This window comes from Acinetobacter sp. YH01010, assembly GCF_013420775.1.
Lineage (GTDB): Bacteria > Pseudomonadota > Gammaproteobacteria > Pseudomonadales > Moraxellaceae > Acinetobacter > Acinetobacter amyesii.
Map to the genome: position 1 here is coordinate 26,691 of NZ_VOYF01000009.1, position 25,410 is coordinate 52,100.

Below are 25,410 nucleotides of genomic sequence, written 5' to 3' on the forward strand. Positions count from 1 at the left end.
CCTTACGCTTCATGTTAAGATTTAAAGTCTTTTTCTTTATACAGTTTCGTACTCGAGGTTGGCTATGAGCGCATGTTCACACGAACATCATAATGCTTTGCATGGTGTACACGATCATCATAATGTCGAACAGCGCCTTGCTGAAGCTGAGAGTCTCTGTAGCGCGACGGGTGCTCGACTTACGCCCTTGCGTAAAGAAGTATTGGAACTGATCTTGAACGCAACGGGACCAATGGGTGCTTATGACCTTTTGGCTAAAATCAAAAGTGAGTCTGACCGACCTGCAGCGCCACCGACGGTATACCGTACGCTGGATTTTCTGCTTGAAAAAGGTTTGATTCACCGTCTAACGTCGATTAATGCTTACATCCCGTGTTGTCATCCGCGCGAAGGACATCAAGCCGCATTCCTGATTTGCACCGATTGTAAAATAGTCAAAGAAGCATCTGCTCAAGGCTTGATGGCGCAACTTGATGAATTGTCTGCATCCGATGGTTTTACTGCACATCACAGTATTATTGAAATTTCAGGGATCTGTCAGCAGTGCCGCAGCAAACACTAAATATGAAGCCCATTGTGGCTTTAGAGCATGTTCATGTCCGAATCGATGAACGTGACATTTTAAAGAATGTAGATTTCGCCTTACACGAAAAAGAAATTGTCACCTTGATTGGTCCCAATGGTGCAGGCAAATCCACACTCATCAAAGTGTTGTTGGGTATTGTAAAACCTGTCTCCGGCAAAGTGATCAGCACACAAAAATTAAAATTCTCATATGTGCCACAAAAATTTAATCCATCACACAGCTTACCGCTACGTGTGTGTGATTTATTGGCCCTAGAAAAATGTGATGCCAATATCAAGCAAGAAATAATTCGTGATACAGGCATTGCCAAGTTGCAACAATCTAAAGTTCAGCAATTGTCGGGCGGCGAACGTCAACGTGTATTGATTGCACGGGCTTTATTGCGTCAACCGAATGTATTGGTTCTGGATGAACCTATGCAAGGTCTGGATATCCAGTCTGAAGCAGAACTGTATGACTACGTGCGTAGCTTGCCAGAAAAATATGGCTGTGCAGTTTTGATGGTTTCTCATGATTTACAGTGGGTAATGCAAGGAACACATCGTGTGGTTTGCCTCAATAAGCATATTTGTTGTAGTGGCTTGCCTGAAAATGTCCAGCAACATCCTGAATATCAAGCGATCTTTGGGACAAACCGTGTGTTCTATCAACACCACCATGATCACTGTGCACATGGCGATAGTGCAACGCCTTGCCAGCATGACTCTCGTCCCCATATTCACCCTGAACCGGAAGCATAATCCATGATGGAATGGCTACAACTCCTTTTGCCAGCATGGATCATGGGCACTTTGCTGGTGTTCCTGACTGCGCCGCTTGGCTGTTTAATGTTATGGCGTCGCATGTCATTTTTTGCGGACACCATGGCACATGGCACTTTACTCGGTGTCGCCATTGCCGGTGCGATGAGTCTACCGCTTTGGACAGGCGTTACATTGATTGCGCTCTTATTGGTTGCAATCTTATGGGTGTTACACGACCCTCGCTTACCCAATGACGCTTTGCTCGCGCTTTGTTCTGCAACACTCCTGTGCTCAGGCTTACTGTTCATACAACATTTGCCAAGCTTAAGACCTGAATTACTCAGCTATTTATTTGGTGATTTACTCACTATTTCTTGGTCAGATTTGCCTGTCTTTGCAATGGTGATCATTGTGGCACTGACCGTGCTGTATAAAAGTTGGCAATCGCAGATTCAGATTGCCATTGACCCCGATATTGCGGTCAGTGAAGGTGTCAGCGCCAAATGGCAACGTCTGATTTTTATGTTGTTACTGGCCTTATTTACCGTATTGGCTTTACGTGCTGTCGGCTCATTGCTGATGGGTGCACTGTTAGTGATTCCTGCATTAACCGCTCGTTTATTGGCAAATTCTCCGAAGCAAATGGTACTGTGGTCTTTCATCATTGCCCAAGTCGGTGTAACTGTAGGTTTATGGTCAAGTGCTGGTTTAAACACCTCTACAGGACTGACCATTGTATTAACTATGGCGCTGCTCTTTGCCCTAATTTTTATTATGCAAAAATTTAAGAAAGTGGCTTAAGTAGCAACGTTCATTGTTCAATTCGCGACATATCAAAAAAAAAGCCATGCAGTTGCATGGCTTTTTTTGCACGTCAAATACGATACTCAGAATCATCTCACTGGATTTATTGATGCACCAAACTCAATAAACTCGCAGCACAAGCAAATAATACCGCAAAGGTTCGATTCAAATATTTTTGTTGTTTGGGTGATTTTAATAACCGCAGCACTTTTGCAGCGAGACCGGTATACCCCGCCATGACAATCAGATCGATGCTAATCATCGTTGTAGCCATAATGACATATTGAATCCATTGGGGTTTGGATAAATCTAAAAACTGCGGCAAAACAGCCAATAAAAATACAATCGCTTTAGGGTTGCTCATATTGACCAAAAAGCCATGTAAAACTAATTTTGAAGGTGATTTATTTGGTAAATCTTGTTGGATTTCAATTGACTCTGTTGGCGCTGTCCACTGTAAATAAGCCAAATACAATAAATAGCCCACACCAAACCATTTCACGATCAGAAAAGCCCATGGTGTCGCCGCAAATAAGAACCCTGCCCCAGCTGCAACAATGACTATCTGAACCAAAAGTGCCAATTGCAGGCCGATGGCATTCCAATACCCATGCTTAAACCCATAATTCAAACCACTCGACATAGACGCAATTGCACCTGCACCTGGGGAAACACTAATCACCCAACATGCCAACATATATGCAATCCAGATTTGATAGGACATCATTAGCTCAAGTTTGAAATGGGTCTGTATTATAGACATTTACTCTATTTTCATGACAATAATGCACGCTAAAAGGCCAAATGAAGGCTACACTCTCAGCGCTGCTTAAGGCACAATACACACAGCCACTCAGAAATTATAATTTTTAGGAGCCATGAATGTCTGCTCAATCTGTAATTTTGCCATTACCCTCAGATCATGCTCGTTTTATTGTTTTACGTTTAAAAGATTTAACGATTAGCGAATTAAAAGAACAACTTGAAGACTTACTTAATACTCGTGATCGTCTGATTACCCAACATCCAAATGCACAGATTAAAACGGCTGTGGCTTTTGGACCAGAACTTTGGGCACAACTTTACAGTCAATCCCCGGCAGGCTTTAAACAACTTGATCCAATTCAAGGTTCATTTAACATGCCTGTAGCCCCAGCAGATGTATTTATCCATATTGCAGCACAGCGTACAGATATTTGCTTTGCGCTGAGCCAAGCATTCTTTGATGGTATTCAAGATAAAGTTGACGTACTGGATGAACGTGTGTGCTTCCGCAATTTTGATGGCCGTGATTTAACCGGCTTTATTGACGGAACTGAAAATCCGCAATTTCCAGATGATCGTGCTGAAACAGCATTACTAGCTGAAGAAGCTGGCGTATTTGCCAATGGCTCTTTTATTTTTGCACAGCGTTATGCGCATAATTTGGATAAATGGAAAAAGCTGAAAGTCGATGCGCAAGAGCATGTAATTGGCCGTACTAAACTTGAGTCTATTGAGTTAGATGAAGATGAACAGCCTGAAAACTCACATGTATCACGTACAGTTGTAGAAGATGGTGAAGGTGAAGAAATGGCGATTTTGCGTCATTCACTCCCTTATGGTGATGGCCGTGGCGATCAAGGCTTGTTCTTTGTGGCATATACCAATGATTTAAGCATTATCGACAGCATGCTAGTACGTATGTTTGGCACCAGTGGTGACGGCATTCATGACCGCTTACTTCACTTTGTCACTCCTATGGATGGCGCTTATTACTTTGCACCGAGTGAAGAGTTATTGGAAGAAGTGCTGGAAGGTTGAATAAATAAAGCCGACGAGAGTCGGCTTTATTTTTTAAAAATGCTTAAGCACAACCTTCCATTAAAGTTAGGTTAGTATCACCTACTTTTATACCTATAATTTTTTTGCTTTCGATATCATACCGTGTACCCTTTGTTTTATCATGATTCCAAATAATAATTGAATAATCATTTTGAGATTCACCATATGGATTTATTTTTTTATCAATCACTGAATTCTTATATTTTTCATAAATTTTACTTTCTTCATCCCCTACTTTAATTCCTAGATTCGTAGAAACTCCGAGTTGATTTGAAGAAATTACAGAAATTTTATTATTAAGAACTTGAAAATCCACATCGGATTTTATTTTTCTATTTTTAGCAAAAAAACAATTATCTACTCTACTATTTTCAATTTCAATAAATTCATCGTTAATTCTTTGATTTACTTCAACTCCACCAAAACCATTTTCTGTAAATATAGCATTTACATTATCATTTCGTATAACTTCAACTTCACTCTTTGATTGTTCTGTGCATGCTATTAATAAAAAGTATATTAAAAAACTAATAGTAAAAACTGATTTCTTTTTCATTATAAATCTTCCACTTTTGGAGAAAAGTCATGTAGATGAATATGATGATTATGATCCTTCCATGACTGCGAATGAGGCAATAATGCATTTTTTTTAATTTTCACTGGATGTGAGCCAAACAATTTATAGCCAAATTTAAATAACTCTTCAACAAAAGCGACATTTTTATTCCAATCAAAATGATCATGAGAAGTATATGTTACTTCTGTCATATGTCTATTATTAATAGCTATATATCTAAAATCACCATTTATACCATTCAAATGACTTACACTTTCACCTGGGGAACCATCCCTACAACTAAATCCAGATCCAATATATTCGGCATAACCCAAATTACACATAGCACCAAGAACTGCAGACATTGATAATCCTGATAAATAATACCGACCATCACCACTAATAATATTCCACTTATAACCTAAAGATCCACTTTTGTAATATTTATGTTTACGTTGATCAATCAAATATGTATTACCACCTGCCTTAACACCTTTTGATTGCCATTTATCAGCTACTACAAATTGAGACTTACCTAAATTATAAAATCTTCCCACCGAATCATAGTAAATAAATTCTGCATAACCAGTAGCAGCCTTATTTTCACGCTTAATCTTACCATCATGGTAAATATGATAACGTGTTGTATCACTTGTAGGTGGAGATTGATTACTAACAGTTGTTAGTGGCTCACCGCCATTTTCCGTGTATGTATTATCTTGAATAGGCTGATTTTTTTCAGCCTCTGATTTTGCTCTTTCTGCCTGTTCTTTTGCTTCTTTTTCCTGAGCTTCTAGTTGCTTTTTTCGCTGCATTTGGTCAGATTTTTTCTTGAGTTCATCTGCTTCCTTACGCTTTTGATCGGCAATTTCATATAGCTTTGAAGCTTTTACAAATCCCTCATTAACTTTAAAATGCCTAATTGGTATTCCTTTCAGAACACGGAGCTTCTCCAGCTCTTTATTTTTTATTCCAAAGCCAAAAACAAAACCCAATAGCATTTTAACACTAATATCTCCATTACTATCTGTTCTTTTCGCAATTTGCTTATTTCTATAAAAAATACTTACTAGAGTATTTGTTACATTTTCATTATTTTCTTTAACATTAATTTTAAAAAAACATACAGGTAATTTAATTTTAACAGTCTGATTAGATAAAGACTGTTCAACTTTAAAATGATGTATCTTTTGACGTTGTCCAGCTCCAGATACTGAAACCTCGATATCTTCGCCTACTTCAGCCACTACACCTTTTTTAGTCCCTGATGAATCTGCTGTATGCTTTTTTATATTCCCTTTATAAGTTAAGTAAAAACCCATATTAGAAATAGCTTTCTTTGTATCCTCTTCTATAATTTGAATATTAAAACTCACATCTTTTATATTACCAGTAACTACTTCTTTTTTTTCTTCAGATGTATTCTGTTCATTTCTTACTTCTTGAGGTGTTTTATTAGACTGAGGCTTTGATTGAGGCGTATTATTTTTTTCTAAATTCGCTTGAAATATTGAAACATCAAAATCTTTTAAGGTTGCAATTTGTTTTTGATCAGCTTTTTGAATAATAGGATTAGATTCTTTACCATCAGCTACAATTTTAATCTCAGTTGATGGGTGTCTAACAATGACAGGGAGACTGCCATTTTCATCACTTTTAACCCGAACCTTCGTCTCTGCAGAAAAGGATTTTCCTGAATATATTGAAACAACTGTAACTTCTTTATTTATTAATGCCTTTTCATTTTTATCTTTTAGATTTATATATATTTTTCGATTACAACACTGCTCTAAATCAAATCCACCAAAGTCTTGAATATATTTTTTAATATGTGTTCCATTACCATCTGTTTGTTTATGACTAGAAAATTTTGAAACACCTAGAAAAGCCCCCAAACCTCCTATACCAACCAAATGCATGCCAGCGATAACGCCAGACTCATTAATCTCTACACCTTGAATCACCCGACCAAAATGCTCATTTAAATTATTATTTCTAATCTGTTTACATAAATAATTAATCCATTCTTTTATTACTTCATATTGAATTTGAGGATTATTCAAAAATTCAAATTTCGAATTTATATTTTTTTTACCTGACCAATGTCCTGACCAATTATTAGAGTCAAATTGATTCTTCCAATTTTCATGCAAAGCAGATCCTTTCTTTGCCTTTTTAATATCTTCATAAGAGATCCCTTTATCACCTAAATAATATCCTAACTCATAAAGTGCAGACTCCCCCCATTGAAATAAACCCAAATATCCAGCATCATTAATTTTTTTTGCACACCATAGATTTATTGGATGATTTAATGACAAAGATAAATCTGATGAGGATTCTTTAAAGCTAACCGCTTCAATAAAACCCGATAAATTAGTTTCAAAATTTCTAGTAGTACCATCCTTAAAAGTGATTGTTTTTTTCATTATTATTACTCTTTGTACCAATCATTAGCTTTATATTTTTCCATACTTACAGATGTATTATTTTTTAAATAGCTGTTAAGTATAAATTTTAATTCTTGATCCTTACCAACCTGATTGCAACTTAAAACTACTGACTGATCTTTACTATTTATTTTTCTAAAATATGCAAAAGCATTTTTTTCATCATAAATTAACCAAACATTGTGCCCATATTCTTTGTATTCGGCATTATAAATATTATATATTTTTTTATTATATGATATTTTTTGACACTGTCCTGTTGATAACCATTGTGATTTATTTGTTTTTAAATTCAAATCATTAATTACTTGCAAGCGATTTAAGCTACTTTTATCTCTACCAAAATTCCAAATATGTTCACATTCAACTTCCTCAAGCACCTGTATCTTTTTAATTGGCTGATTCCAATAACTCATACAGTCTTTCGAACTTTCCGCATATAACGTTGAGCTATTTAAAAATACAACTATAGCTATTATTTCTTTTATTTTTTTCATAAACTCACCCTTAAATTCCAAAACTCTTAAAATCATCTTCTAAATTATTATCGTCATCAATTTCCTCAGCATCGTGATTATGATCATCTTCATGACCGCCACAGCATGCTTCACCTAAATTATCCTGAGAAACATCTTCCTCCATAAGAAATAATTTATCCGAATCAATCTCAGATTTTCCTAACAGTCTTATTTCTACATTGTCAGGATTATCACTAAAGATTCTTTGAGTACGTGCATCTTTGTCAAGCAGGCCTATAAATTCCGTATTTTTATTTTTATTTATAACTTTATATTTAAATCCATCTTCCAATAATTCTTTAGAAATTAGATCTTTAAAATCAAATCTCCGACTAAAAACCCCACTCTCAGGCAGCTTAGGCAATTGTGCATTTACAGTCGCTCCTCCCACAAAACTATGCTGCCCCGCCTTACTCTCAAACTTGCCGCCTGTCGTGGTAAATATTCCGCTGCCATTAATTTTCAGCTGTGAACCTCCTGCAGTCAGCACAATTTCTTTAGGACTGGTAATTTCAATTTTATCTTCTGTTGAAATGAGCTTAATCACCTTTCGTGCAATTGCTTCAATAGCATCATCTTGGGCTTGTAATTCAACTTTCCCTTTTGCGGCATAAGCACTCAGGCCCTTTTGAGCCGCAAACAGACTGATTTTGTCTTGTGCATGACCGACAATATTCTTTTGAGCACTGAAATTAATCGAACCTTGCGCACTTTCTGCAATATCCTGCGATGCTTGTAAAACAATATCTTCCGGTGTAGTGAGTGCAATACCATTAGGTGATGCAAGCAACATCAACGCTTGGCGGAATAATTTGCCTTGTTCTTGTTTTGCCGCTGTATTGGATTTTTCTAAACCCTGCGCATAGCCTTCCATAAAGCCTTGTACTTTTTCTAATGCTTTTATGGGTGTCATCGCTGGTGGCAAACCAAAACCACCATTATTCAACAAATCATCAGGGTTAAATTTGATGTCTTCGATCAATTTACCCACATCTTTTAATACTTTTAATGGATCTTCTTTTAGGTTACTTTTCAGACTTGCAACCCGCCCTTGAATCACATCCTTACCATTTTCTTCAATATGATCTATGACAGACTTTAAGTTATCAAAGGCATCTTCGGCATCATTAAAAAATGCTTTAAATTCTTTTACTGTACTTTTGACATCATGTGCGATTGAGCCCATTTCTTTGACAAAACTTTTGCAGTTTTTTAACGCTGCCAATGGGTCTCGACTTAAATCCTCTTTGAACAAATTTAAAGTCGCTTTGACACCTTCGGCAGTACTTTTGATTTCTAAAGAGTTTATTAACTTCGGCAAACGATTAATCACATTTAATGCATCGGTCTGCTGCTTTACGGCTACGCCGCTCAGCATATTCATGCTCTGATGCCCTTGATTTAAAAGAGATTGAGCTTCAGCAGCAGCAAGATGATCGGCAACTGCTTTATCCTGTGCATAGGTACTAATGAGTAAACCTTTACCTGCACGCATTGCCCCCCAAGCATCCGTTCGTAGCTCAAACCCCTCTCCACGGCCATGGCTACTGTCTTGTTCTTTAGGATGGCTGAGATTACCTAAATTCAGCTGTGTCGCTGCATGACTACTTTGTAATTGGGTACTGATCTGACCCGTCGTATCATCAAAGCGCAGTTGGTTAAAGCCTGTTCCCGCAACTTCTTGCGAGCGGATACCACTGAGTTTTTTGGTTTTAGGAAGTTGACCTTTGAGGTCAAACATGGTCTGAGATCGTTCAGCTTCATGTATTCGTCCTACTACAAAGGGACGATCCACATCACCCTCAAAAAAGTCGATGACCACGATCTCACCAATACGAGGATGGAAACGTGCCCCATAACCTTCACCCGCCCATGGAGTCAGTACATCGACCCAAGCCGAGTCACTGTCATTATCATTACTCCCTGCTCCACCATCATGACTGTGGTCGTCACTGCGGGTGAACGTAAACCGAACTTTGATACGCCCCCAAGCATCGACATAAATACTTTCACCTTCTGGACCGACCACTTTAGCCCGCTGTGGAAACGCAGGTGGCCGGTGTAATAAAGGATCATATTCAGGCACCACGGAAATTTGCCGACGGACCACATATAGGTCATTGGCCTGCCGTTCATCCCCTAAAGATAGCCAACGGCTCGCGGCAAGTAACTTCTCTAATTGAATCAAAATATCTTTGGGTAAATTATTCTGGTTATAAAATGCTTTGCCCAATATGAGAAATTCACGATCTGTCGTTTGATGTTGATCGATTTCAGGATGATTTTCTAATTCAAACCAATACCCAACTTGTGCATCCCTTACGCTACTGCTGGCGGTAAAATATTTGGCTTGTAATTCCTGATATTGATTGAGTTGCCGATTCAACTGATCCAATTGCTGTGTATTTGAAGTGGTCGCCTGATCTGCACCTTTAAGGTCAGTTGTCCAAGCCGAACTTACGGTCCACGCCTGCTCTAAACTTAAGGTTTCATTGTGCTGTTGCTCACTCTGTGCATGGGCGCTTAAGAGCGGATTACTTTGGTCTTGTGCCAAATATTGAGCTTGCCAACGCTGCGTTTGAATCGTGGTCGATTGTAAAAAACGTTCTGCCACAAAACTGGTGATCGTGTCTAAACGTTCCGTGGCATGACTCCGATGAAAGCGAATTTTTTTCCGCTCTAAAGCACTATAAGCCTGATTCGTATCAATTAAACGCAGCCGCTGTGCTTGCATCGGTGCAGCCGAAAATGCGACAAATAACTCTGCTTCATCAATTAACCAATTGATCCCTTCACTGCGCCAAAGGCGGGTTAAAAATGCATAATCACTTTCATTCGCCTGCATGGTGAATGGACGCACATCATAAGTACGTGCCAACCCCTCTAAGTTCAGACTTAAACTGGCAGCAAACAGCGCACTTTTTTTCTGCCATTCACTAAAAATAATCTCGGTCATCTCCCGTACCGATTTATTCATAAAGACACGGCTGTTACGACGCTTATGCCAGAGCGCTGTGGCATCCTCAATCACCAGTTTATAAACGGTCAGTGCACCATCACTTTGACCTTGGCTAGCCCCCGTAATTACACCAGTCAGGCGACTGAGTTGTCCCAAATCTGTCACTTGATCGACAGCCACTCGGCCGCCTATAAACTGCTTTAAAGCCAGATGAACATTGGTCGAGAGACAAATAATTTCTGCACGAAAGCCTTGATTAATACGGTGTTGACCTTCAATCCGTTGAATAAAAACTTCAGAATTTAGATGTTCATTTGAGAAATGAATGTGTAGCGCACGTTTCTGTACGCTAAAGCCAAAGTTTTCCACCATGGCGTGAATATTTTTAAGCATTGTTATTATGTATTGAATTTTTTTAATGACGGCATTTTAGGAAATGTTTATTTTTTCGTCTACCCTATTTTGCAAATAATTTGTTGAATTCTTCTTTTTGGCTTTCACATCACTTTAGGATTCAAGTGAATAGGAACATCAATACTGGATCATTTTTGCTGAGCTAACTTTTCGCAGCCGCTGAGATGCTGCTACACTCAAAATGCAATCTATAAAAAATTTTAAGCTCCATGATCACAATTGAATCCAAACTGCCTGCCCAAGGTGTGACTATTTTTAGCGTTATGAGTGCAATGGCGCAGCGTCTAAATGCACTGAACTTATCTCAAGGTTTTCCTGATTTTCCTGCACCTCCAGCACTGTTAAATGCGCTAAGTGATGCGACGCAACAGGGTTTTAACCAATATGCACCCGGCGATGGACTGATGCATTTACGTGAGCAATTGGTCCAACTGTTTGCCCATCGAGACCAATTAAATATTGACCCTCACACCGAAGTGACCATTACCCCGGGTGCAACCATTGGTATTTTTAGTGCCATTCAAGCCGTGGTTCATGCGGATGATGAAGTGATTATTTTTGATCCGAGCTATGATAGTTATGCGCCCAGTGTAAAATTGGTTGGGGCTCATCCCATTCACATTGCCTTAGAGACGCCACATTTTACTGTGGATTGGAATCGTGTTGCCGCTGCGATTAACGATAAAACCCGGATGATTATTGTCAATACACCGCATAATCCAACAGGTGCTATTTGGGGGCGTGAGGACTGGCTCAACTTAATCGAACTGATTCAAGATAAAAATATTATAGTGCTGTCGGATGAGGTCTATGAGCATTTAATTTTTGATGGTCGTCAGCATCTATCTGCTTTGTCATTTCCTGAGCTGCGTGAACGCAGTTTTGTCGTGGGCTCATTTGGTAAAACCTTTCACGTCACAGGTTGGAAAACCGGTTATTGCATTGCAGCGCCAGCCTTGATGCAAGTGTTTCGCCAAATCTATCAATTTGCCAATTTCTGCGGTGTTACGCCCGTACAAATGGCATTGGCTAACTTTATGGCAGAACATCCGGAGCACATTACTGAATTGGCCGATTTTTACCAAGCCAAACGTGACCGTTTCAATGCCGGCTTAAGCCACTCTAGATTTGAGTTGATTCCGTCCGCAGGCACTTATTTCCAAAACCTTGACTACAGTGCCATACGTCCAGATTTAAATGATGTGGAAATGTGTCAGTTGTTGGCAGAGCAACATAAAATCGTGGCGATTCCTGTCTCAGTGTTCTATCAAAAACCGCCGGAAAATTTACGATTATTACGTTTCTGTTTTGCCAAACAAGATGCCACCTTAGATCGAGCTGCAGAGATTCTCTCCGCGGTTTAAAGCAGTATCTGCCCAAACGTTTTTTTAAAACAGACATGTAGAAATAATGAAGCCTTGGTTACTCAAAAACTAAGGCTTTTTTGAATGCAAACATGATAGTGTTATCAGTGACTTAAAATCATAAAAAGCCGCGTCTAGGACCTGAGCATGTCAAAACAACAGTCCCTCGTTACTCAGCAAAATTTATGGAAAACGTTTTTAGTGTTTCTGGTGCCTTTGATCGCCACCAATATTTTGCAGAATTTATCTGGGACCATTAACACCGTTTTTGTCGGTCAGATGCTTGGGGTGCATGCCATTGCAGCCGTTGCGGTATTTTTTCCAATTTTGTTCTGTTTAATGGCTTTTGTGATTGGACTCTCGGCAGGTGCAACCGTGTTGGTGGGTCAAGCTTGGGGCGCGCAGAATCTTGAAAAAGTTCGTACCGTCGTGGGTTCAACGCTGTTTATGACCTTGATTGGTGGCAGCATCATTGCCTTTTTAGGGGTGATATTTGCCAAGCCCATTTTATTGGCATTAGGCACAGCCCCTGACGTGATGCATTTATCTTTGCCTTATGTGCAATGGATGCTTGCCGGTAGCCCACTGCTCTTTATTTATATTATTTACACCTCGATTTTGCGTGGTGTCGGTGACAGTACCACTCCGCTGATCGCATCGGGTATGACCATTGGTTCAGGGCTGATCATTACACCCGTGCTGATTGCCGGAAAATTTGGATTTCCAAGTTTAGGCATTATTGCCCCTGCCATTGCCAGTCATATCGGCTTTTTAATTGCTTTGGTGTTTTTATATTTCTATTTAAAAAAGAAAGATCACCCACTCAAACTCGACTTCGAGTTGATTCGTCATATTCGCCATCAACATGATCTCAGCAAAATTATCTTAAGACTGGGGATTCCAACGGGCATTCAGATGGTCACGACCTCTGTGGCCGGTCTCGTGATTGTCGGTTTAGTTAACCGCCATGGGGCTGATGCCACTGCTGCCTATGGCGCGGTCAATCAGGTTTTGAACTATATCCAATTTCCGGCCTTGTCCATCGCGATTGCGGCTTCTATTTTTGCAGCACAAGCCATCGGTTCAGGTCATTCTGAATTAATTAATCGCGTGAAACGCACGGCCATCGGGATGAATTTTATTATTACTGGCATCTTGGTGGCATTGGGCTATTTATTCTCTAAATATTTAATGGCGCTGTTTATTACAGATCCTGAAGTTGTGGTTCTCGGTCAAGAATTGCTGTTCATTGTGCTTTGGTCGATTTTATTTTTTGGTGCCAGTGCGATTTTTGCTTCCATTATGCGGGCCAGTGGAACGGTGACCGTGCCGATGATTATTAATATTATGGCGATTATTTGCATTGAAGTGCCGTGTGCCTACCTATTCAGTGAATGGTGGGGCTTAAAAGGCATTTGGTATGCCTATGCCTTGGCCTTTGTCAGCTTATGTATTTTACAAGGGCTGTATTACCAACTGGTATGGAGACGAAAAGCCATCAAAGTATTGCTATAAGGCTCGCTAATAGCGTTCAATGCCAATCCGCAGCTTTGCATCTCAATATGGAAAATCTTGTACGCATCCATGCATAAAGTTTGCCGTTAAACTGCTGTTTATTTTTCAACATTTGGTTTTATATCCTGTTGATTTATCTACACCTAGAACCAATTAAAATTAAAAGTTGCATATTTTCAAACAATTACGGTTTGGCATAGATTTTGTTCTTATCCCTTTTATCTTTTAAGAATAATTGGGATGAGAAATTTTTTATGTCTAAACGTCAAATAAAGCTTGGGGCTTTTATTCCAACTACCTCACAGCATGTCGCGGGTTGGCGTCATCCTGAATCTCGCCCACAAGATCATCTCAATATTGATTATGCAATTGAACTGGCAAAAACCGCAGAACGTGGTCTATTCGATGCCTACTTTCTTGCCGATGGTCTGTCTGTCCGCTGGAGTTCTGCTGTCGAAGGTGAAAAAGGTTTGGGCGATAAAGGCGTCGGCTTTGAACCCGTCACATTGTTTGCAGCCTTGTCTGCTGTGACGCAAAATATTGGCTTTATTGCCACGGCGTCCACGACTTATGAAGACCCTTATATTTTGGCGCGTAAATTTGCTTCTTTAGATCATATTTCTAAAGGTCGTGCTGCGTGGAATGTAGTAACGACAGCCTCTGCCTATGCCGCAAAAAACTTTAACATTCAGCAGCACCCTGAACCCAAAGAGCGTTACGAACGTGCCGATGAATTTATTGAGGTGACTCAAAAACTTTGGGACTCATGGGAGGATGATACCTTCCATTACAACAAAGAAACCGGACAATTTTTTGATGCCCGCAAACAACATCAGCCCAATCATCAAGGTCAATATTATCAAGTACTGGGTGCTCTCAACGTCTCTCGCCCACCGCAAGGCTATCCAGTGATTGTTCAAGCAGGACAATCTGAAGACGGTCGTGAACTAGCCGGTAAATATGCCGAAGTGATTTTTACAGCACAGCAGAACTTAGCAGATGCACAAGCCTTTTATCGTGATGTCAAAAACCGCTTAGTGAAATATGGCCGCCATGCAGATGATCTCAAAATTATGCCGGGGGTTTCGATTTTTGTTGCCAAGACAGCGCAAGAAGCCCAAGAAAAATATGACTTTTTAAATAGCTTAATTCACCCAGAAGTGGGTTTAAGTTTATTGTCTGCTTTGGCAGGCGGCATTAATCTGGCCAAATTTGATCTAGATGCCCCTTTCCCGAAAATAGAAGATGCAGACATTAATTTCTCCAGTCGTCAGCAAATGATGATTGATATTGCCCGTAAGCACAATTTTAGTATTCGTCAGCTCTATCAATATATCGCTTCAGCCCGTGGACATTGGACCTTGATCGGCACGCCGGAACAAGTCGTAGACCAACTGCAGGAATGGTTTGAGAATGACGCTGCCGATGGTTTTAATGTCCTACCGCCAACAACACCTGCGGGGTTAAATGACTTTGTCGATCTCATCGTTCCTGAACTGCAACGTCGCGGTCTATTCCGAACAGCCTACGAAGGCACGACTTTACGTGAAAACCTCGGTCTAAAACGCCCTGAAAATCAATATGTGCTGAAGAATCAACAGGTGCAGGCCTCTTAGTAAATTTTTACAGTGTTTTTATTAACCCATCTCTAAAATGCCTCTTCCGAGGCATTTTTTCTATCTGAGTTAGGCCATCTGCACAAAATCCCTTAATTTTATTATGTGTTTATATATAAACAGATAAGTTCTGCAAGATTTTGGATGATGCATCCACAACAAGCGATTAATTTCTCTGTTGATTTTAAAACAGTAAAAACTTCACAATAAAATAATATCTTGTTTTATAACAATATTTTTATTGGCATAAACATTGTAATACTCCTAGTGAACAATAACATTTACAGAGTTTATTTATGTCAAAACGTCAAATTCGCTTAGGGGCATTCGTACCAGGGACTTCGCAACATGTGGCAGGTTGGCGCCATCCGCAGGCTCGCCCACAGGATAGTCACAATTTAAAATACTTTATTGAACTGGCAAAGACCGCAGAGCGTGGCTTATTTGATGCCTATTTCCTTGCGGATGTTCCCGTCACCGTCGATCCTGATACAACACCTGATTTGGGTCTCAATGGCACCTTCTCTGCCGGGCTCGAACCGGTATCCCTATTTTCTGCACTTGCAGCGGTAACCGAACATATAGGCTTTATTGCCACAGCGTCGACCACCTATGAAGCACCTTATAATTTGGCGCGAAAATTTGCCTCTTTAGATCATCTGTCTGAAGGTCGGGCGGCGTGGAATGTGGTGACCACTTCTGGCAGTGTGGTTTCAAAAAACTATGGCATCAATGATGCGCTGCTCCCCAAAGAACGCTATGAACGTGCGGATGAGTTTATTGAAGTGGCACAAAAGCTTTGGGACTCTTGGGAAGATGATGCCTTTGAATACAATAAACAGACTGGGCAATTTTTTACGGGCGATAAACTGCATCCACCTCGCTTTAAGGGTAAACATCTTGCGGTACATGGTGCATTAAATATTGCTCGTCCACCACAGGGCTATCCCGTGATTGTACAAGCGGGACAGTCTGAAGATGGTCGTGAACTGGCCGCCAAATATGCCGAAGTCATTTTCACCGCACAGCAAAAATTAGAAGATGCCCAAGCCTTTTATCGTGATGTGAAGTCGCGTCTTATCAAATATGGTCGCCATGCCGATGACTTAAAAATCATGCCGGGTGTATCGATCTTTGTTGCACAAACTGAAGCCGAAGCTCGGGCAAAATACGATGAATTAAATGCATATATTCATCCGACTTTGGGACTGAACTTACTCAAACAATTGGGTGGTTTTACTGAAGACCTGTCGCAATTTGACCTCGACCAAACGCTACCAGAACATTTAACACAGGCGCAAAATGGCGCAAGCCGTCAACAACTGATTTTAGAGATTGCGCGTAAAAATAATTTTACCATTCGACAACTTTACCAATGGGTTGCAAGCGCACGTGGGCACTGGACGCTGATTGGAACACCCGAACAAATAGTCGATCAACTACAAGCTTGGTTTGAAAATGAAGCGGCGGATGGTTTCAATATTTTGCCACCAACCACACCTGCAAGCTTAGATGATTTTGTAGATTTGGTTGTCCCTGAACTGCAACGTCGTGGTCTATTCCGCACGGCTTATGAAGGCAAGACCTTACGGGAAAACTTAGGTTTAAAACGACCTGAAAACCAATATGTTTTAGAAAAAAGACATACCTCCCAAGCCTCATAAACCAACGTTTAATAAAACTGAAAAACAAATGCCCCAACTGGGGCATTTTTATGGACTGATATTAATCCAACTTAAGCGATGATCATACTGACCTATATTTGATAAGCCTAAAAAAGCCCTGAATTCAGGGCTTTTAAAAGTTTAGGTGATGGTCAATTCAGACTTACCATGCAAATTTATAATCGGCAAATCGGTGAGATAAAGGTTCAGGCAACTGATCTTTTACTGGATCACTAAAGTCAGTCAAAATGTCATTTTTAATATTGGTCAGACGGACATCTTCGCGTTTACGCGGATGGGCTAAATGAATATCTACAATACGTTTAATTCGTCCCGGATGTGGCTGCATGACCACTACCCGATCACCCAAAAATACCGCTTCTTCGACATCATGGGTGACAATAATCATGGTGATTTTTTCACTTTGCCATATTCGCTGTAATTCATCCTGTAAATTTTGACGCGTCAACGCATCAAGTGCGCCAAAGGGTTCATCGAGCAGTAAAATCTGTGGTCGATTCACCAAACTACGGGCAATCGCTACACGTTGATTCATCCCACCAGACAACTGCGAAGGATAAGCATCTTTAAATTGGGTTAATTTGACCAACTCTAAATGTTCATCAATCAATACATCTTCTTCTGCACGGCTAAACTGGCTTTTATGCAATGCAATCCGTACATTTTCCCGTACCGTCAACCATGGAAACAGGCGATGATCTTGAAACACGATACCACGTTCCAAACTCGTGCCCTGTATAGGCTGACCATCAACCAAAATCTGGCCCTGAAACTGACGCTCTAGACCAACCAACAACCGTAATAATGTGGATTTTCCGCAGCCACTACTTCCCACAATACTAATGAACTCACCCGGCTGAATATTCAGGTTAATGTCCTTAAGTACGGTTAAGTCTTCTTGCTTTTGTGTGGGATAATGTTTCGTTAGCTGCTGAATAGAAACCGAACCAGCTTGTTCTACGCTCATATCATTATTCTCTATTTGTGCTGACAAACTTTGCTGGACTAAACCTTAAAGTTTAGCCAGTGACACTTCCGTCGATTTAATTAACACCACCACCTCTGAACCTACTTTTAAATCTAAATCCTTCACCGAACGCGTCGTGATCACGGACGTAAAAAAACCCGCTTTGGTTTCCACATCAATTTCTGAAACCACAGGACCTTCTACGATTTCATTAATCACGCCTTTGAATTGGTTTCGCACATTTACTGAAGTAATCGCCATTTTAATTATGCCTTTTGTTATTTAGAGAGCTTTACTATAAAACAGTTCAATCACTTGCTATATCTTGATTTATCCTTTAGTTATCCCGATTTTATTTATCTTAAAATCAGATAAATAATCCACGCATGAATTTATCGGTGAAACTGATATTTAAATATCGAATTATTATTTATCTTTTATTTTTAAATCTTTCATCATGATCTGTATTTTCAACAACTATAAGAAACGATATGTCTATTTTGACCCAACCTGCAGTGCCCTCTGCACTGAAACATAAACGGGCAACAGCGACGGTCTTTGCAGACCCGTTATCGCAAGCGTTGTTGTCTCGAATTGAACAAATTGCACCAAGTGAGGCCAATGCACTCATCATTGGTGATACAGGCACAGGAAAAGAGTTGGTTGCACGCCAAATCCACCAATTAAGCCATCGTGCCAAAGGTCCATTTATCGCAGTGAACTGTGGTGCCTTTACCGAATCATTGGTCGAAAGCGAATTATTTGGACATGAAAAAGGAGCGTTTACAGGGGCAATTAACAGCCGTGTCGGTTGGTTTGAAGCAGCCCATAATGGCACCTTATTTTTAGATGAAATTGGTGACCTGTCCTTGCCTATGCAAGTCAAATTACTCCGTGTTTTACAAGAAAGAGAGATCGTTCGAGTCGGCTCACTCAAATCCATTCCAATTAATGTCCGAATCATAGCCGCAACCAATGTCGATTTAGAGCATGCCGTACAAGACGGGCGTTTCAGGGAAGATTTATTCTACCGCTTACATGTGGCGTTGCTACGCATTCCACGTCTCTCAGAGCGTCGTGGTGACATTTTGCCTTTGGTTAAACACTTCATTCAGGTCTATCAAACCAACCCACATGACACACCATTACGCCTCAGCCCATTGGCGCTCAAGAAACTCCATTTACATAGCTGGCCGGGAAATATTCGCGAATTAGAAAATACCATTCAACATGCGATTTTAGTCAGTGAAAAAGGTGTGATTGAACCAGAAGATATTAGTTTTTCGAGTATTCAAAGTGCATCGTCGTTTTCGCGTGCAGAACCTTTTAACTTACAAAATGCCACCTCGGCTGTAGCCAACATCAAAGATATTCAAGATGCTGGACAGTTACTTGAGCAGACCTTTTTACAAATTTTTCAAGCCGCAAATCAACTTAAGCATGACAATATTAATGAGCTGATTGAAGAAAAATTTATCCGAAGTGCGTATCAGCACTGTCAATACAATCAAGTGTATACGGCTCGTTTGCTTGGAGTGACACGCAACGTCATTCGCACTCGCCTAATTAAATATGGCTTATTATAAATAAGTCATATTTTTATTTTCTCCACATTAAAATAATAATCCATACAAAAATGATAAATAAATAGTCATCCACATTATTTTTTATTCATTGCATTATTTTAAATATAAAAATCAGCAATAAAAAAACCTCGGTATATCCCGAGGTTTTTTTATTTTTCTATTTCGTCTAGATTATTCCACGGGGTTACGTTTCCACGCTGTGAAGTATTTCTCTAGACCAATCAAGAAGTAGTTAAAGGATAAGCCTACAAGAGTAATGACTAAAATCCCCACAAACATTTGTGGAATTTCAAAGCTGAACTGCGAATAAATAATCAGATACCCCAGACCTGCTTTGGCACCAAACATTTCTACTGCCACTAAGGCCAAAATCGAAATCGCCCCTGCTAGACGGATACCGACAAAAATCGTCGGAACCGACGCAGGCAGAATCACTTTTCGGAACAATTGATAGGGTTTTAGGCCCATGGTTCGTGCCGATTTAATCAGTAAGGGATCGACCGTTTGTACGCCTGTAATAGTGTTCAATAAAATCGGCCATGTGCACGCATACACCAACAGGCTGATTTTTGAGGTTTCACCAATGCCTAAAAATAAGATAAACAGCGGCATCAACGCCAATGCTGTGGTATTCCGAAACAGTTCTAACAATGGATTTAAAGTTTCAGCCACGAGCTTGTACCAACCAATGATGAGACCCAATGGAATGGCGATCGCTAGGGCCAAAATGAAACCAATAATGGAACGCTTTATACTGGCCAAGAAATGGATGCCTAATTGACCGCTTTGATATAGCTGCCATGTAGTTTCCAATACCACAGATAACGGCGGTAAAAAAGCGGGATTGACCACACCACTCCGCGGCAGAATCTCCCACAGCAAGAAAAAAGCCACGATGGCAATGGTGCGTTTAAAGACCGTGTTTAACCAAGTGAATTGTAGTCTGGGTTTAATGTCGTTATACGATTGTGTATAACTGATGGCTTGTTTAGTCGATGACATAAATAAATCCTCTGAATATTTTAGTTATGTGCAAGCTGTTTATGTTTTTCGAGGGCTTGCGCTTTTATCACTTCTTCACTGAGCAATGACCAAATTTTGTGGCGAATTCGGCCATATTCAGGCAATGAACGGACATCTTCACTAGAACTGCGCAGGCTTTGCGGAATTTCAATCACTTCCTTAATCCGCCCCGGTCTTGATGTCATAATCGCCACACGCTGACTCAGATAAATCGCTTCATCAATACTGTGAGTAATAAAAACGATGGTTTTTTTCGAGCTTTTCCAGATATTGATCAACTCGGCCTGTAAGGTTTCTCGGGTTTGCGCATCCAAGGCAGCAAAGGGCTCATCCATCAATAAAATTTCTGGTTCATAAGCCAAACTTCGGGCAATCGCAACCCGCTGCTTCATCCCACCTGAAAGCTCATTTGGATAATGCTTTTCAAAGCCACTTAAGCCTACAAGCTGCAAATAGTATTCGGCTTTTTCACGGCGTTCTTTTTTTGCTACGCCTTTGGCTTCTAGGCCAAATTCGATATTTTCCAGTGCGGTTAACCATGGATAGAGCGCATATTGCTGAAACACAATGCCACGGTCTAAACCCGGTTGAGTAATCTGCTTGCCACTCAGTAAAATCTGCCCGGCCGACGGTTTGGTTAAACCTGCAATTAAGTCTAATAATGTAGATTTTCCGCAGCCACTTGGCCCTACGATTGAAACAAATTCACCCGGTTGAATATCCAAAGTGACATTTTCTACAGCAACAAATTCAGGCTTATAGTTTTTACTGCCGACATGGTTTTGTGCAGGAAATACCTTACGTACGTGATCTAAATGTAATGCACTGGTCATTGTTATATTCCTTTTGATTTTTGGTCTTTCGCATAGGGATTAAATTCATTGCTATAGATGCGACTGACCTCAATTTGATTCGGTTTTAATTTGTGTTCTTTTTCTAAGGCACTCACCCATGGGGCAAAGTCTTGATCTTTTTGCACGCCACCGACTTCGTGGACACCTGTGCCTGTGTAATATGGAATAAGTGCTGTATTTTCATTGCGTTGACGTTTTTCAATAATGCTTTCCATACGGGCAATGATTTGCTCTTTCGGCGTGTTGTGTAGCCATTCCTGAGCTTTGGCCACGCCACTGACAAAAGTACGAGCCAACTCAGGATGTGCTTGAATAAACTCTCCACGCATCGAAAAACTGCCTGCGGTAAAGGGCCCGTATAAATCAATATCTTTAAAGATGCTACGTACACCACCATGTTTTAAGGCCCGTTTTTCCAAAATGCCTGAGAACACCGCAATATCAATTTGACCATTCCGTAGAGCTTGTTCTGAGCTCACTGGTGGCAACATAATCAGCTCAACTTGTCGGATTTCATCGTCAGTTAAGCCATGACGAGCCAAATAGTCTTTCACCACAAAGTCATAATGTGCCCCGTAGGCATTCACTGCGACTTTCTTGCCAATAAAGTCTCGTGGGCCACGTATAGGACTATTTTCTAGCACGTAGAAACCCACGTTTTGTTCAGCATCACTGCCATAAGATGCGACGACTGGGACCACATCTAGACCCGCGGCAATAACTTTCACCACAGCGCCATTAAAGGCTCCAGCGAAATCAACATCTCCTGCCACCAAGGTGAGTAAATCTTGTGGCCCACCTTGTACTGTGCCGACATAACTGAGTTTAATGTCGCCTAAATAGCCCAAGTCTTGTGCCAACTCAGGCAAAGACACCAGTCCCGGATAGCTTTGATAGCGTAGTTCTTTTAAAGCCATTTGCTGAGGTTCATCCACTTGCTGCGTGCTGCAACCAACCAAGGCTGTGCCACCGACCAAGGCAGCTAAAAATAGGCTACGCCAGAGTTGAGGAATGTTATGGATTGTCATTTTTTTCATTGTTATGTTCTCCTATCCAACCTGCTGCCAAGCTAAAACTTTACGTTCAACCCAAGTCAGTACCGTATTGAGCAACACGCCCACAGCACCAATCAGCAACATGCCAAAAATAATCAGTTCGACATCAAAAGCCTGACGCCCTTGAATCACGATATTGCCCAGACCATTGCCATAGTTCGCCAATAAAAATTCAGAGCCAATAGTGGCAAGCCATGCGAAAATCAGCCCAAGTTGTAAACCGACAAAAATCTGAGCCGAAGCGCCGGGCAAAATCAATTTACGAAACGCGTAGGCCTTGGGAAATTGATAGACTTCGGCCACTTCACGATATTTATGCGAAATACTGCTCACACCTTCAAAGGTGTGTAGCGCCACGGGATAAAACACCGATAAGGTAATAAACAGCACTTTGGCGCCGTGTCCCTCACCTAAAAAGGTCGAAATTAGTGGCAACCATGCAAACAGCGAAATTTGACGCAATACATGAAAGCTCGGTGCAAATAACCAATTCGAAAGGCGTGAACTCGCGATCAAGATGCCAAACAGCACACCCGCTATCGCACCTAGGCCATAGCCGATAAAATTTCGTGCCAAACTTTCGCCAAAGCCTGTCAAAAAGCTCGGTTGTTGGAGCACGGTCACAGCTTTTTGCAGCACGAGCCATGGACTAGGAATCAGCTTTGGATCAACCCAATTTTGCTGTGAAGCCAAAGCCCACAGTGCGATAAATGCCACAGGTAGAACGAGTGCTTTTGCTGCTTTAACTAAGACTTGGTGCGCTGCCCCGTGTAATGAAAGAATGCTCATGAGTTGCCTCCTACTCGGGTTGCGTGAAAGCGTGCAGTTTTTTCTAACCAAGCCAGCAAGGTATCTAAGACATAGCCCGTAATACCAATCAGGATGATCGCCATGAAGATTAAGTCCATCTGCATTAGCTGACGTCCCCACACCATGAGATAACCAATTCCTTCACTACTTGCTAATAACTCGACAAAAACCAATGCCAACCACGCCTGCATAATGCCTTGACGTAAACCACTGATCACACTGGGTAGTGCAGCTGGGAAAATCACTTCTTTGAGTTTCTGCCAATTGCTGTATTGGTAAACCTCTGCCACTTCCATCAAACTATTCGGCACATGAGTAATACCTTTATAAGTTGCAATCAGCAGCGGTGGTAATACCGCTAAAGAAATCGCTGCAATTTTTAAAGCTTCATCTATACCCAAGAAAATCATCAATAATGGAATCCAGCCAACTATGGGAAATTGCGCAACAAGATTCACCGTCGGAAAAATAAAGTCCCGACTACGCTTTGCTAATCCCAACACAGTACCAAGCAAAATCCCGACACTGGCACCAAGCAAGACACTCCATAAAATACGTTTGGCACTGATGGCAAAATGAAAACTCAATTCACCGCTTTGCCATAATTCGACTGTGCTTTGCCACACCAGACTCGGTGCAGGTAAAATCTGCTCAGGCAACCACTGTTTAAGTGTTGCCACATACCATAGACCGAACAACAAAACTGGCATCAGGAGTCCACACGCCACTTGCAAAGTTAGTTTTAAATAGGTCTTAAAAAAATCCAACGCACTTCGGTCACTTTGCAAGGGAACCGAATGTGCAGATACATCCGTAAGGCTCATAATTCTTGTCCTTTTACGCTCTGTTCTGAGACATCAGGTTTTAAAAATTGAATAAATTCCTGATCTTTGCTGATCAAAATAATCAGACCAATAAACACCAGCCCGATCGGTAAAAATAAATTTTGTAGTCCAACCTGTGCGCCAAATACGGCGCCTATCAAGCCACCCAACAGTCCACCCGAAGGTCCGACAAGGGCTAAAATTGGAGAAATCTTTGCCATCGCGGTTTGCTCACCGACTCGGGCGAAAGACATAAAATTGGCGATATGCAACATACCGAGTCCAAGTCCAAACATGACCGAAGCAGGCCACATCAACAGCGTGATTTTGGTTAAGGCTAAAATCAGTAATGCCGTTGCCATCAGGCTTAGGCCAATCAAATAAAACTTTTGATAACCCATCAGCTCAGCCAAACCGCCCATGCTAAATAGCGATCCCACAAAGACAATGCCTTGTACGGTCAGCAGCATCACTGCCATTGGCTCCGAAAGTGCAAAACTTTGGATAGCAATCACCACAATGAAAAAGCCAAAGTAGTTATTTGCCACGCTGCTCAAAAATTCCAATATGCAGACAATCCGCAGCGAGGCATGGGTTTTGATGAGTGCCAAAGGCGCCACAATATCTCGCCATTGAAAATGCGGGCGATTCGTCGCTTGCGGAGTACTACGTTGAAAGCACCACGGAGCCAACAGCAAGGTGCCTAAAAAAAGCAAAGACACCACATAAAAACTTCCGCCATAGCCGAAATGCTCGACCAACAACACGCTCAATGCAGGCGCAATCAGGAAATATCCCATCATGTGCGAACCGCGAAACCAACCCGCACGGACTGGACCTAAACGTTTTAAGTTGCTCAAAAAAACGGTATTGATCGAAACAAAACGCATGGGTAAGACAAAACTTACCAAGGCTGTCACCGCAAACAAATACCATGCACCGGCTTTGAGTGGCGTTAAGCTATAGACCAAAGCGCCCAACACACTGCCGATGCAGAATATTTTCAAAGACCCAAAGCGCTGTACCAACACGCCAATCGGCAATGCCATGATCAAAATGCCAAAATTTTGCGCTGCAGAAATTAGCCCCAATTGCAATTCGGTGGCTTCTAAATGCACGGCATACAAGGAAATTAATACCCGTGCGACACCCACACCCAGCCCAGCCAAAATCGTGAGCAGCACAAAACTGCTCATAAATTTGGTGGTTAATGGACTGGCAATTACATTGCTTTCAATCGGACGACTCATGGCTGCG

At 41.0% G+C, this 25,410-nt stretch carries 22 protein-coding genes; 9 read left to right on the forward strand and 13 right to left on the reverse strand.

Going from position 1 to position 25,410, the window contains the following annotated elements; genetic code table 11:
- The first annotated feature begins 64 nt into the window (after nucleotides 1-64).
- From FTT77_RS09615 to znuB, 3 genes are read left to right on the forward strand one after another with little or no spacing between them, the layout of a single operon-like run.
- Nucleotides 65-562, forward strand: a complete 498-nt coding sequence (locus FTT77_RS09615; RefSeq protein ID WP_078191481.1) for a transcriptional repressor — start codon at nucleotides 65-67, stop codon at nucleotides 560-562.
- 2 nt (nucleotides 563-564) lie between these two features.
- Complete coding sequence (znuC, locus tag FTT77_RS09620; RefSeq protein ID WP_078194027.1) at nucleotides 565-1,326, forward strand: zinc ABC transporter ATP-binding protein ZnuC; 762 nt, start codon at nucleotides 565-567, stop codon at nucleotides 1,324-1,326.
- A 3-nt stretch (nucleotides 1,327-1,329) separates the two neighbouring features.
- Nucleotides 1,330-2,130 (forward strand): zinc ABC transporter permease subunit ZnuB, encoded by an 801-nt coding sequence (znuB, locus tag FTT77_RS09625; protein ID WP_180009577.1) that lies wholly within the window; start codon nucleotides 1,330-1,332, stop codon nucleotides 2,128-2,130.
- A 106-nt stretch (nucleotides 2,131-2,236) separates the two neighbouring features.
- Here the strand turns inward: znuB and FTT77_RS09630 are convergent, their stop codons facing one another.
- Nucleotides 2,237-2,857: a LysE family transporter gene (locus FTT77_RS09630; RefSeq protein ID WP_180109310.1), complete on the reverse strand. Its 621-nt coding sequence runs from the start codon at nucleotides 2,855-2,857 to the stop codon at nucleotides 2,237-2,239.
- Between the two features lie 158 nt (nucleotides 2,858-3,015).
- Between FTT77_RS09630 and FTT77_RS09635 the strand changes: the two genes are divergently transcribed.
- Nucleotides 3,016-3,936 (forward strand): Dyp-type peroxidase, encoded by a 921-nt coding sequence (locus FTT77_RS09635; RefSeq protein ID WP_180010769.1) that lies wholly within the window; start codon nucleotides 3,016-3,018, stop codon nucleotides 3,934-3,936.
- Between the two features lie 43 nt (nucleotides 3,937-3,979).
- Here the strand turns inward: FTT77_RS09635 and FTT77_RS09640 are convergent, their stop codons facing one another.
- Genes FTT77_RS09640 through FTT77_RS09655 form a run of 4 tightly spaced genes read right to left on the reverse strand, consistent with a single transcriptional unit; the run spans nucleotide 3,980 to nucleotide 10,833 of the window.
- Nucleotides 3,980-4,513: a hypothetical protein gene (locus FTT77_RS09640; RefSeq protein WP_180026144.1), complete on the reverse strand. Its 534-nt coding sequence runs from the start codon at nucleotides 4,511-4,513 to the stop codon at nucleotides 3,980-3,982.
- Nucleotides 4,513-6,942 carry a hypothetical protein gene (locus FTT77_RS09645; protein ID WP_180026145.1) on the reverse strand — a complete coding sequence of 810 codons (2,430 nt, stop codon included), beginning with the start codon at nucleotides 6,940-6,942 and terminating at the stop codon, nucleotides 4,513-4,515. The genes FTT77_RS09640 and FTT77_RS09645 overlap by 1 nt, the downstream gene beginning before the upstream one ends.
- Before the next feature lie 5 nt (nucleotides 6,943-6,947).
- The gene (locus FTT77_RS09650; protein WP_180026146.1) at nucleotides 6,948-7,460 is read right to left on the reverse strand and encodes a hypothetical protein; all 513 of its coding nucleotides are present in this window, start codon (nucleotides 7,458-7,460) and stop codon (nucleotides 6,948-6,950) included.
- Between the two features lie 10 nt (nucleotides 7,461-7,470).
- Complete coding sequence (locus FTT77_RS09655) at nucleotides 7,471-10,833, reverse strand: type VI secretion system Vgr family protein (RefSeq protein WP_180109309.1); 3,363 nt, start codon at nucleotides 10,831-10,833, stop codon at nucleotides 7,471-7,473.
- Between the two features lie 230 nt (nucleotides 10,834-11,063).
- Here FTT77_RS09655 and FTT77_RS09660 point away from each other — a divergent pair, with 230 nt between their 5' ends.
- From FTT77_RS09660 to FTT77_RS09675, 4 genes are all read left to right on the forward strand, one after another.
- Entirely contained in the window at nucleotides 11,064-12,218 is a 1,155-nt protein-coding gene (locus FTT77_RS09660) for a methionine aminotransferase (protein WP_180109308.1), read from the forward strand.
- A gap of 147 nt (nucleotides 12,219-12,365) precedes the next feature.
- The gene (locus FTT77_RS09665) at nucleotides 12,366-13,733 is read left to right on the forward strand and encodes an MATE family efflux transporter (RefSeq protein ID WP_180026149.1); all 1,368 of its coding nucleotides are present in this window, start codon (nucleotides 12,366-12,368) and stop codon (nucleotides 13,731-13,733) included.
- A gap of 254 nt (nucleotides 13,734-13,987) precedes the next feature.
- A complete protein-coding gene (locus FTT77_RS09670) occupies nucleotides 13,988-15,349 on the forward strand; it encodes an LLM class flavin-dependent oxidoreductase (RefSeq protein ID WP_180109307.1) in 1,362 nt (453 codons plus the stop codon).
- Nucleotides 15,350-15,645: 296 nt separating this feature from the next.
- On the forward strand, nucleotides 15,646-17,013 hold the full coding sequence (locus FTT77_RS09675) for an LLM class flavin-dependent oxidoreductase (protein ID WP_180109306.1): 1,368 nt from the start codon (nucleotides 15,646-15,648) through the stop codon (nucleotides 17,011-17,013).
- A 163-nt stretch (nucleotides 17,014-17,176) separates the two neighbouring features.
- On the opposite strand, the gene FTT77_RS09680 is transcribed toward FTT77_RS09675, so the two are convergent.
- Together FTT77_RS09680 and FTT77_RS09685 are read right to left on the reverse strand one after the other, a co-directional pair.
- Nucleotides 17,177-18,001 (reverse strand): ABC transporter ATP-binding protein, encoded by an 825-nt coding sequence (locus FTT77_RS09680; protein ID WP_180026151.1) that lies wholly within the window; start codon nucleotides 17,999-18,001, stop codon nucleotides 17,177-17,179.
- Between the two features lie 45 nt (nucleotides 18,002-18,046).
- The gene (locus FTT77_RS09685; protein ID WP_067765474.1) at nucleotides 18,047-18,262 is read right to left on the reverse strand and encodes a molybdopterin-binding protein; all 216 of its coding nucleotides are present in this window, start codon (nucleotides 18,260-18,262) and stop codon (nucleotides 18,047-18,049) included.
- Nucleotides 18,263-18,492: 230 nt separating this feature from the next.
- On the opposite strand from FTT77_RS09685, the gene FTT77_RS09690 reads away from it, so the two are divergent.
- Nucleotides 18,493-19,587 carry a sigma-54-dependent Fis family transcriptional regulator gene (locus FTT77_RS09690; protein ID WP_180109305.1) on the forward strand — a complete coding sequence of 365 codons (1,095 nt, stop codon included), beginning with the start codon at nucleotides 18,493-18,495 and terminating at the stop codon, nucleotides 19,585-19,587.
- Between the two features lie 171 nt (nucleotides 19,588-19,758).
- On the opposite strand, the gene FTT77_RS09695 is transcribed toward FTT77_RS09690, so the two are convergent.
- From FTT77_RS09695 to FTT77_RS09720, 6 genes are read right to left on the reverse strand one after another with little or no spacing between them, the layout of a single operon-like run.
- Nucleotides 19,759-20,589, reverse strand: coding sequence for an ABC transporter permease (locus FTT77_RS09695; RefSeq protein ID WP_078194039.1), 831 nt, complete (start codon nucleotides 20,587-20,589; stop codon nucleotides 19,759-19,761).
- A 20-nt stretch (nucleotides 20,590-20,609) separates the two neighbouring features.
- Nucleotides 20,610-21,443 (reverse strand): ABC transporter ATP-binding protein, encoded by an 834-nt coding sequence (locus tag FTT77_RS09700; protein WP_078191496.1) that lies wholly within the window; start codon nucleotides 21,441-21,443, stop codon nucleotides 20,610-20,612.
- A 2-nt stretch (nucleotides 21,444-21,445) separates the two neighbouring features.
- Nucleotides 21,446-22,501: an ABC transporter substrate-binding protein gene (locus FTT77_RS09705; protein ID WP_252725830.1), complete on the reverse strand. Its 1,056-nt coding sequence runs from the start codon at nucleotides 22,499-22,501 to the stop codon at nucleotides 21,446-21,448.
- A 12-nt stretch (nucleotides 22,502-22,513) separates the two neighbouring features.
- Complete coding sequence (locus FTT77_RS09710) at nucleotides 22,514-23,308, reverse strand: ABC transporter permease (protein WP_180109304.1); 795 nt, start codon at nucleotides 23,306-23,308, stop codon at nucleotides 22,514-22,516.
- Entirely contained in the window at nucleotides 23,305-24,153 is an 849-nt protein-coding gene (locus FTT77_RS09715) for an ABC transporter permease (protein WP_180010791.1), read from the reverse strand. The genes FTT77_RS09710 and FTT77_RS09715 overlap by 4 nt, the downstream gene beginning before the upstream one ends.
- Complete coding sequence (locus FTT77_RS09720) at nucleotides 24,150-25,403, reverse strand: MFS transporter (RefSeq protein WP_180109303.1); 1,254 nt, start codon at nucleotides 25,401-25,403, stop codon at nucleotides 24,150-24,152. Before FTT77_RS09720 ends, FTT77_RS09715 begins: the two co-directional genes overlap by 4 nt.
- Nucleotides 25,404-25,410 lie beyond the last annotated feature (7 nt).

Coding starts and splice junctions, on each gene's coding strand:
- FTT77_RS09640 (WP_180026144.1), bottom strand. CDS start 4,513: ATGAAAAAGAAATCAGTTTTTACTATTAGTTTTTTAATATACTTTTTA.
- FTT77_RS09680 (WP_180026151.1), bottom strand. CDS start 18,001: ATGAGCGTAGAACAAGCTGGTTCGGTTTCTATTCAGCAGCTAACGAAA.
- FTT77_RS09660 (WP_180109308.1), top strand. CDS start 11,064: ATGATCACAATTGAATCCAAACTGCCTGCCCAAGGTGTGACTATTTTT.
- znuC (WP_078194027.1), top strand. CDS start 565: ATGAAGCCCATTGTGGCTTTAGAGCATGTTCATGTCCGAATCGATGAA.
- FTT77_RS09665 (WP_180026149.1), top strand. CDS start 12,366: ATGTCAAAACAACAGTCCCTCGTTACTCAGCAAAATTTATGGAAAACG.
- FTT77_RS09695 (WP_078194039.1), bottom strand. CDS start 20,589: ATGTCATCGACTAAACAAGCCATCAGTTATACACAATCGTATAACGAC.
- FTT77_RS09655 (WP_180109309.1), bottom strand. CDS start 10,833: ATGCTTAAAAATATTCACGCCATGGTGGAAAACTTTGGCTTTAGCGTA.
- FTT77_RS09635 (WP_180010769.1), top strand. CDS start 3,016: ATGTCTGCTCAATCTGTAATTTTGCCATTACCCTCAGATCATGCTCGT.
- FTT77_RS09670 (WP_180109307.1), top strand. CDS start 13,988: ATGTCTAAACGTCAAATAAAGCTTGGGGCTTTTATTCCAACTACCTCA.
- FTT77_RS09690 (WP_180109305.1), top strand. CDS start 18,493: ATGTCTATTTTGACCCAACCTGCAGTGCCCTCTGCACTGAAACATAAA.
- FTT77_RS09675 (WP_180109306.1), top strand. CDS start 15,646: ATGTCAAAACGTCAAATTCGCTTAGGGGCATTCGTACCAGGGACTTCG.
- znuB (WP_180009577.1), top strand. CDS start 1,330: ATGATGGAATGGCTACAACTCCTTTTGCCAGCATGGATCATGGGCACT.
- FTT77_RS09705 (WP_252725830.1), bottom strand. CDS start 22,501: ATGAAAAAAATGACAATCCATAACATTCCTCAACTCTGGCGTAGCCTA.
- FTT77_RS09715 (WP_180010791.1), bottom strand. CDS start 24,153: ATGAGCCTTACGGATGTATCTGCACATTCGGTTCCCTTGCAAAGTGAC.
- FTT77_RS09700 (WP_078191496.1), bottom strand. CDS start 21,443: ATGACCAGTGCATTACATTTAGATCACGTACGTAAGGTATTTCCTGCA.
- FTT77_RS09645 (WP_180026145.1), bottom strand. CDS start 6,942: ATGAAAAAAACAATCACTTTTAAGGATGGTACTACTAGAAATTTTGAA.
- FTT77_RS09710 (WP_180109304.1), bottom strand. CDS start 23,308: ATGAGCATTCTTTCATTACACGGGGCAGCGCACCAAGTCTTAGTTAAA.
- FTT77_RS09615 (WP_078191481.1), top strand. CDS start 65: ATGAGCGCATGTTCACACGAACATCATAATGCTTTGCATGGTGTACAC.
- FTT77_RS09720 (WP_180109303.1), bottom strand. CDS start 25,403: ATGAGTCGTCCGATTGAAAGCAATGTAATTGCCAGTCCATTAACCACC.
- FTT77_RS09685 (WP_067765474.1), bottom strand. CDS start 18,262: ATGGCGATTACTTCAGTAAATGTGCGAAACCAATTCAAAGGCGTGATT.
- FTT77_RS09650 (WP_180026146.1), bottom strand. CDS start 7,460: ATGAAAAAAATAAAAGAAATAATAGCTATAGTTGTATTTTTAAATAGC.
- FTT77_RS09630 (WP_180109310.1), bottom strand. CDS start 2,857: ATGTCCTATCAAATCTGGATTGCATATATGTTGGCATGTTGGGTGATT.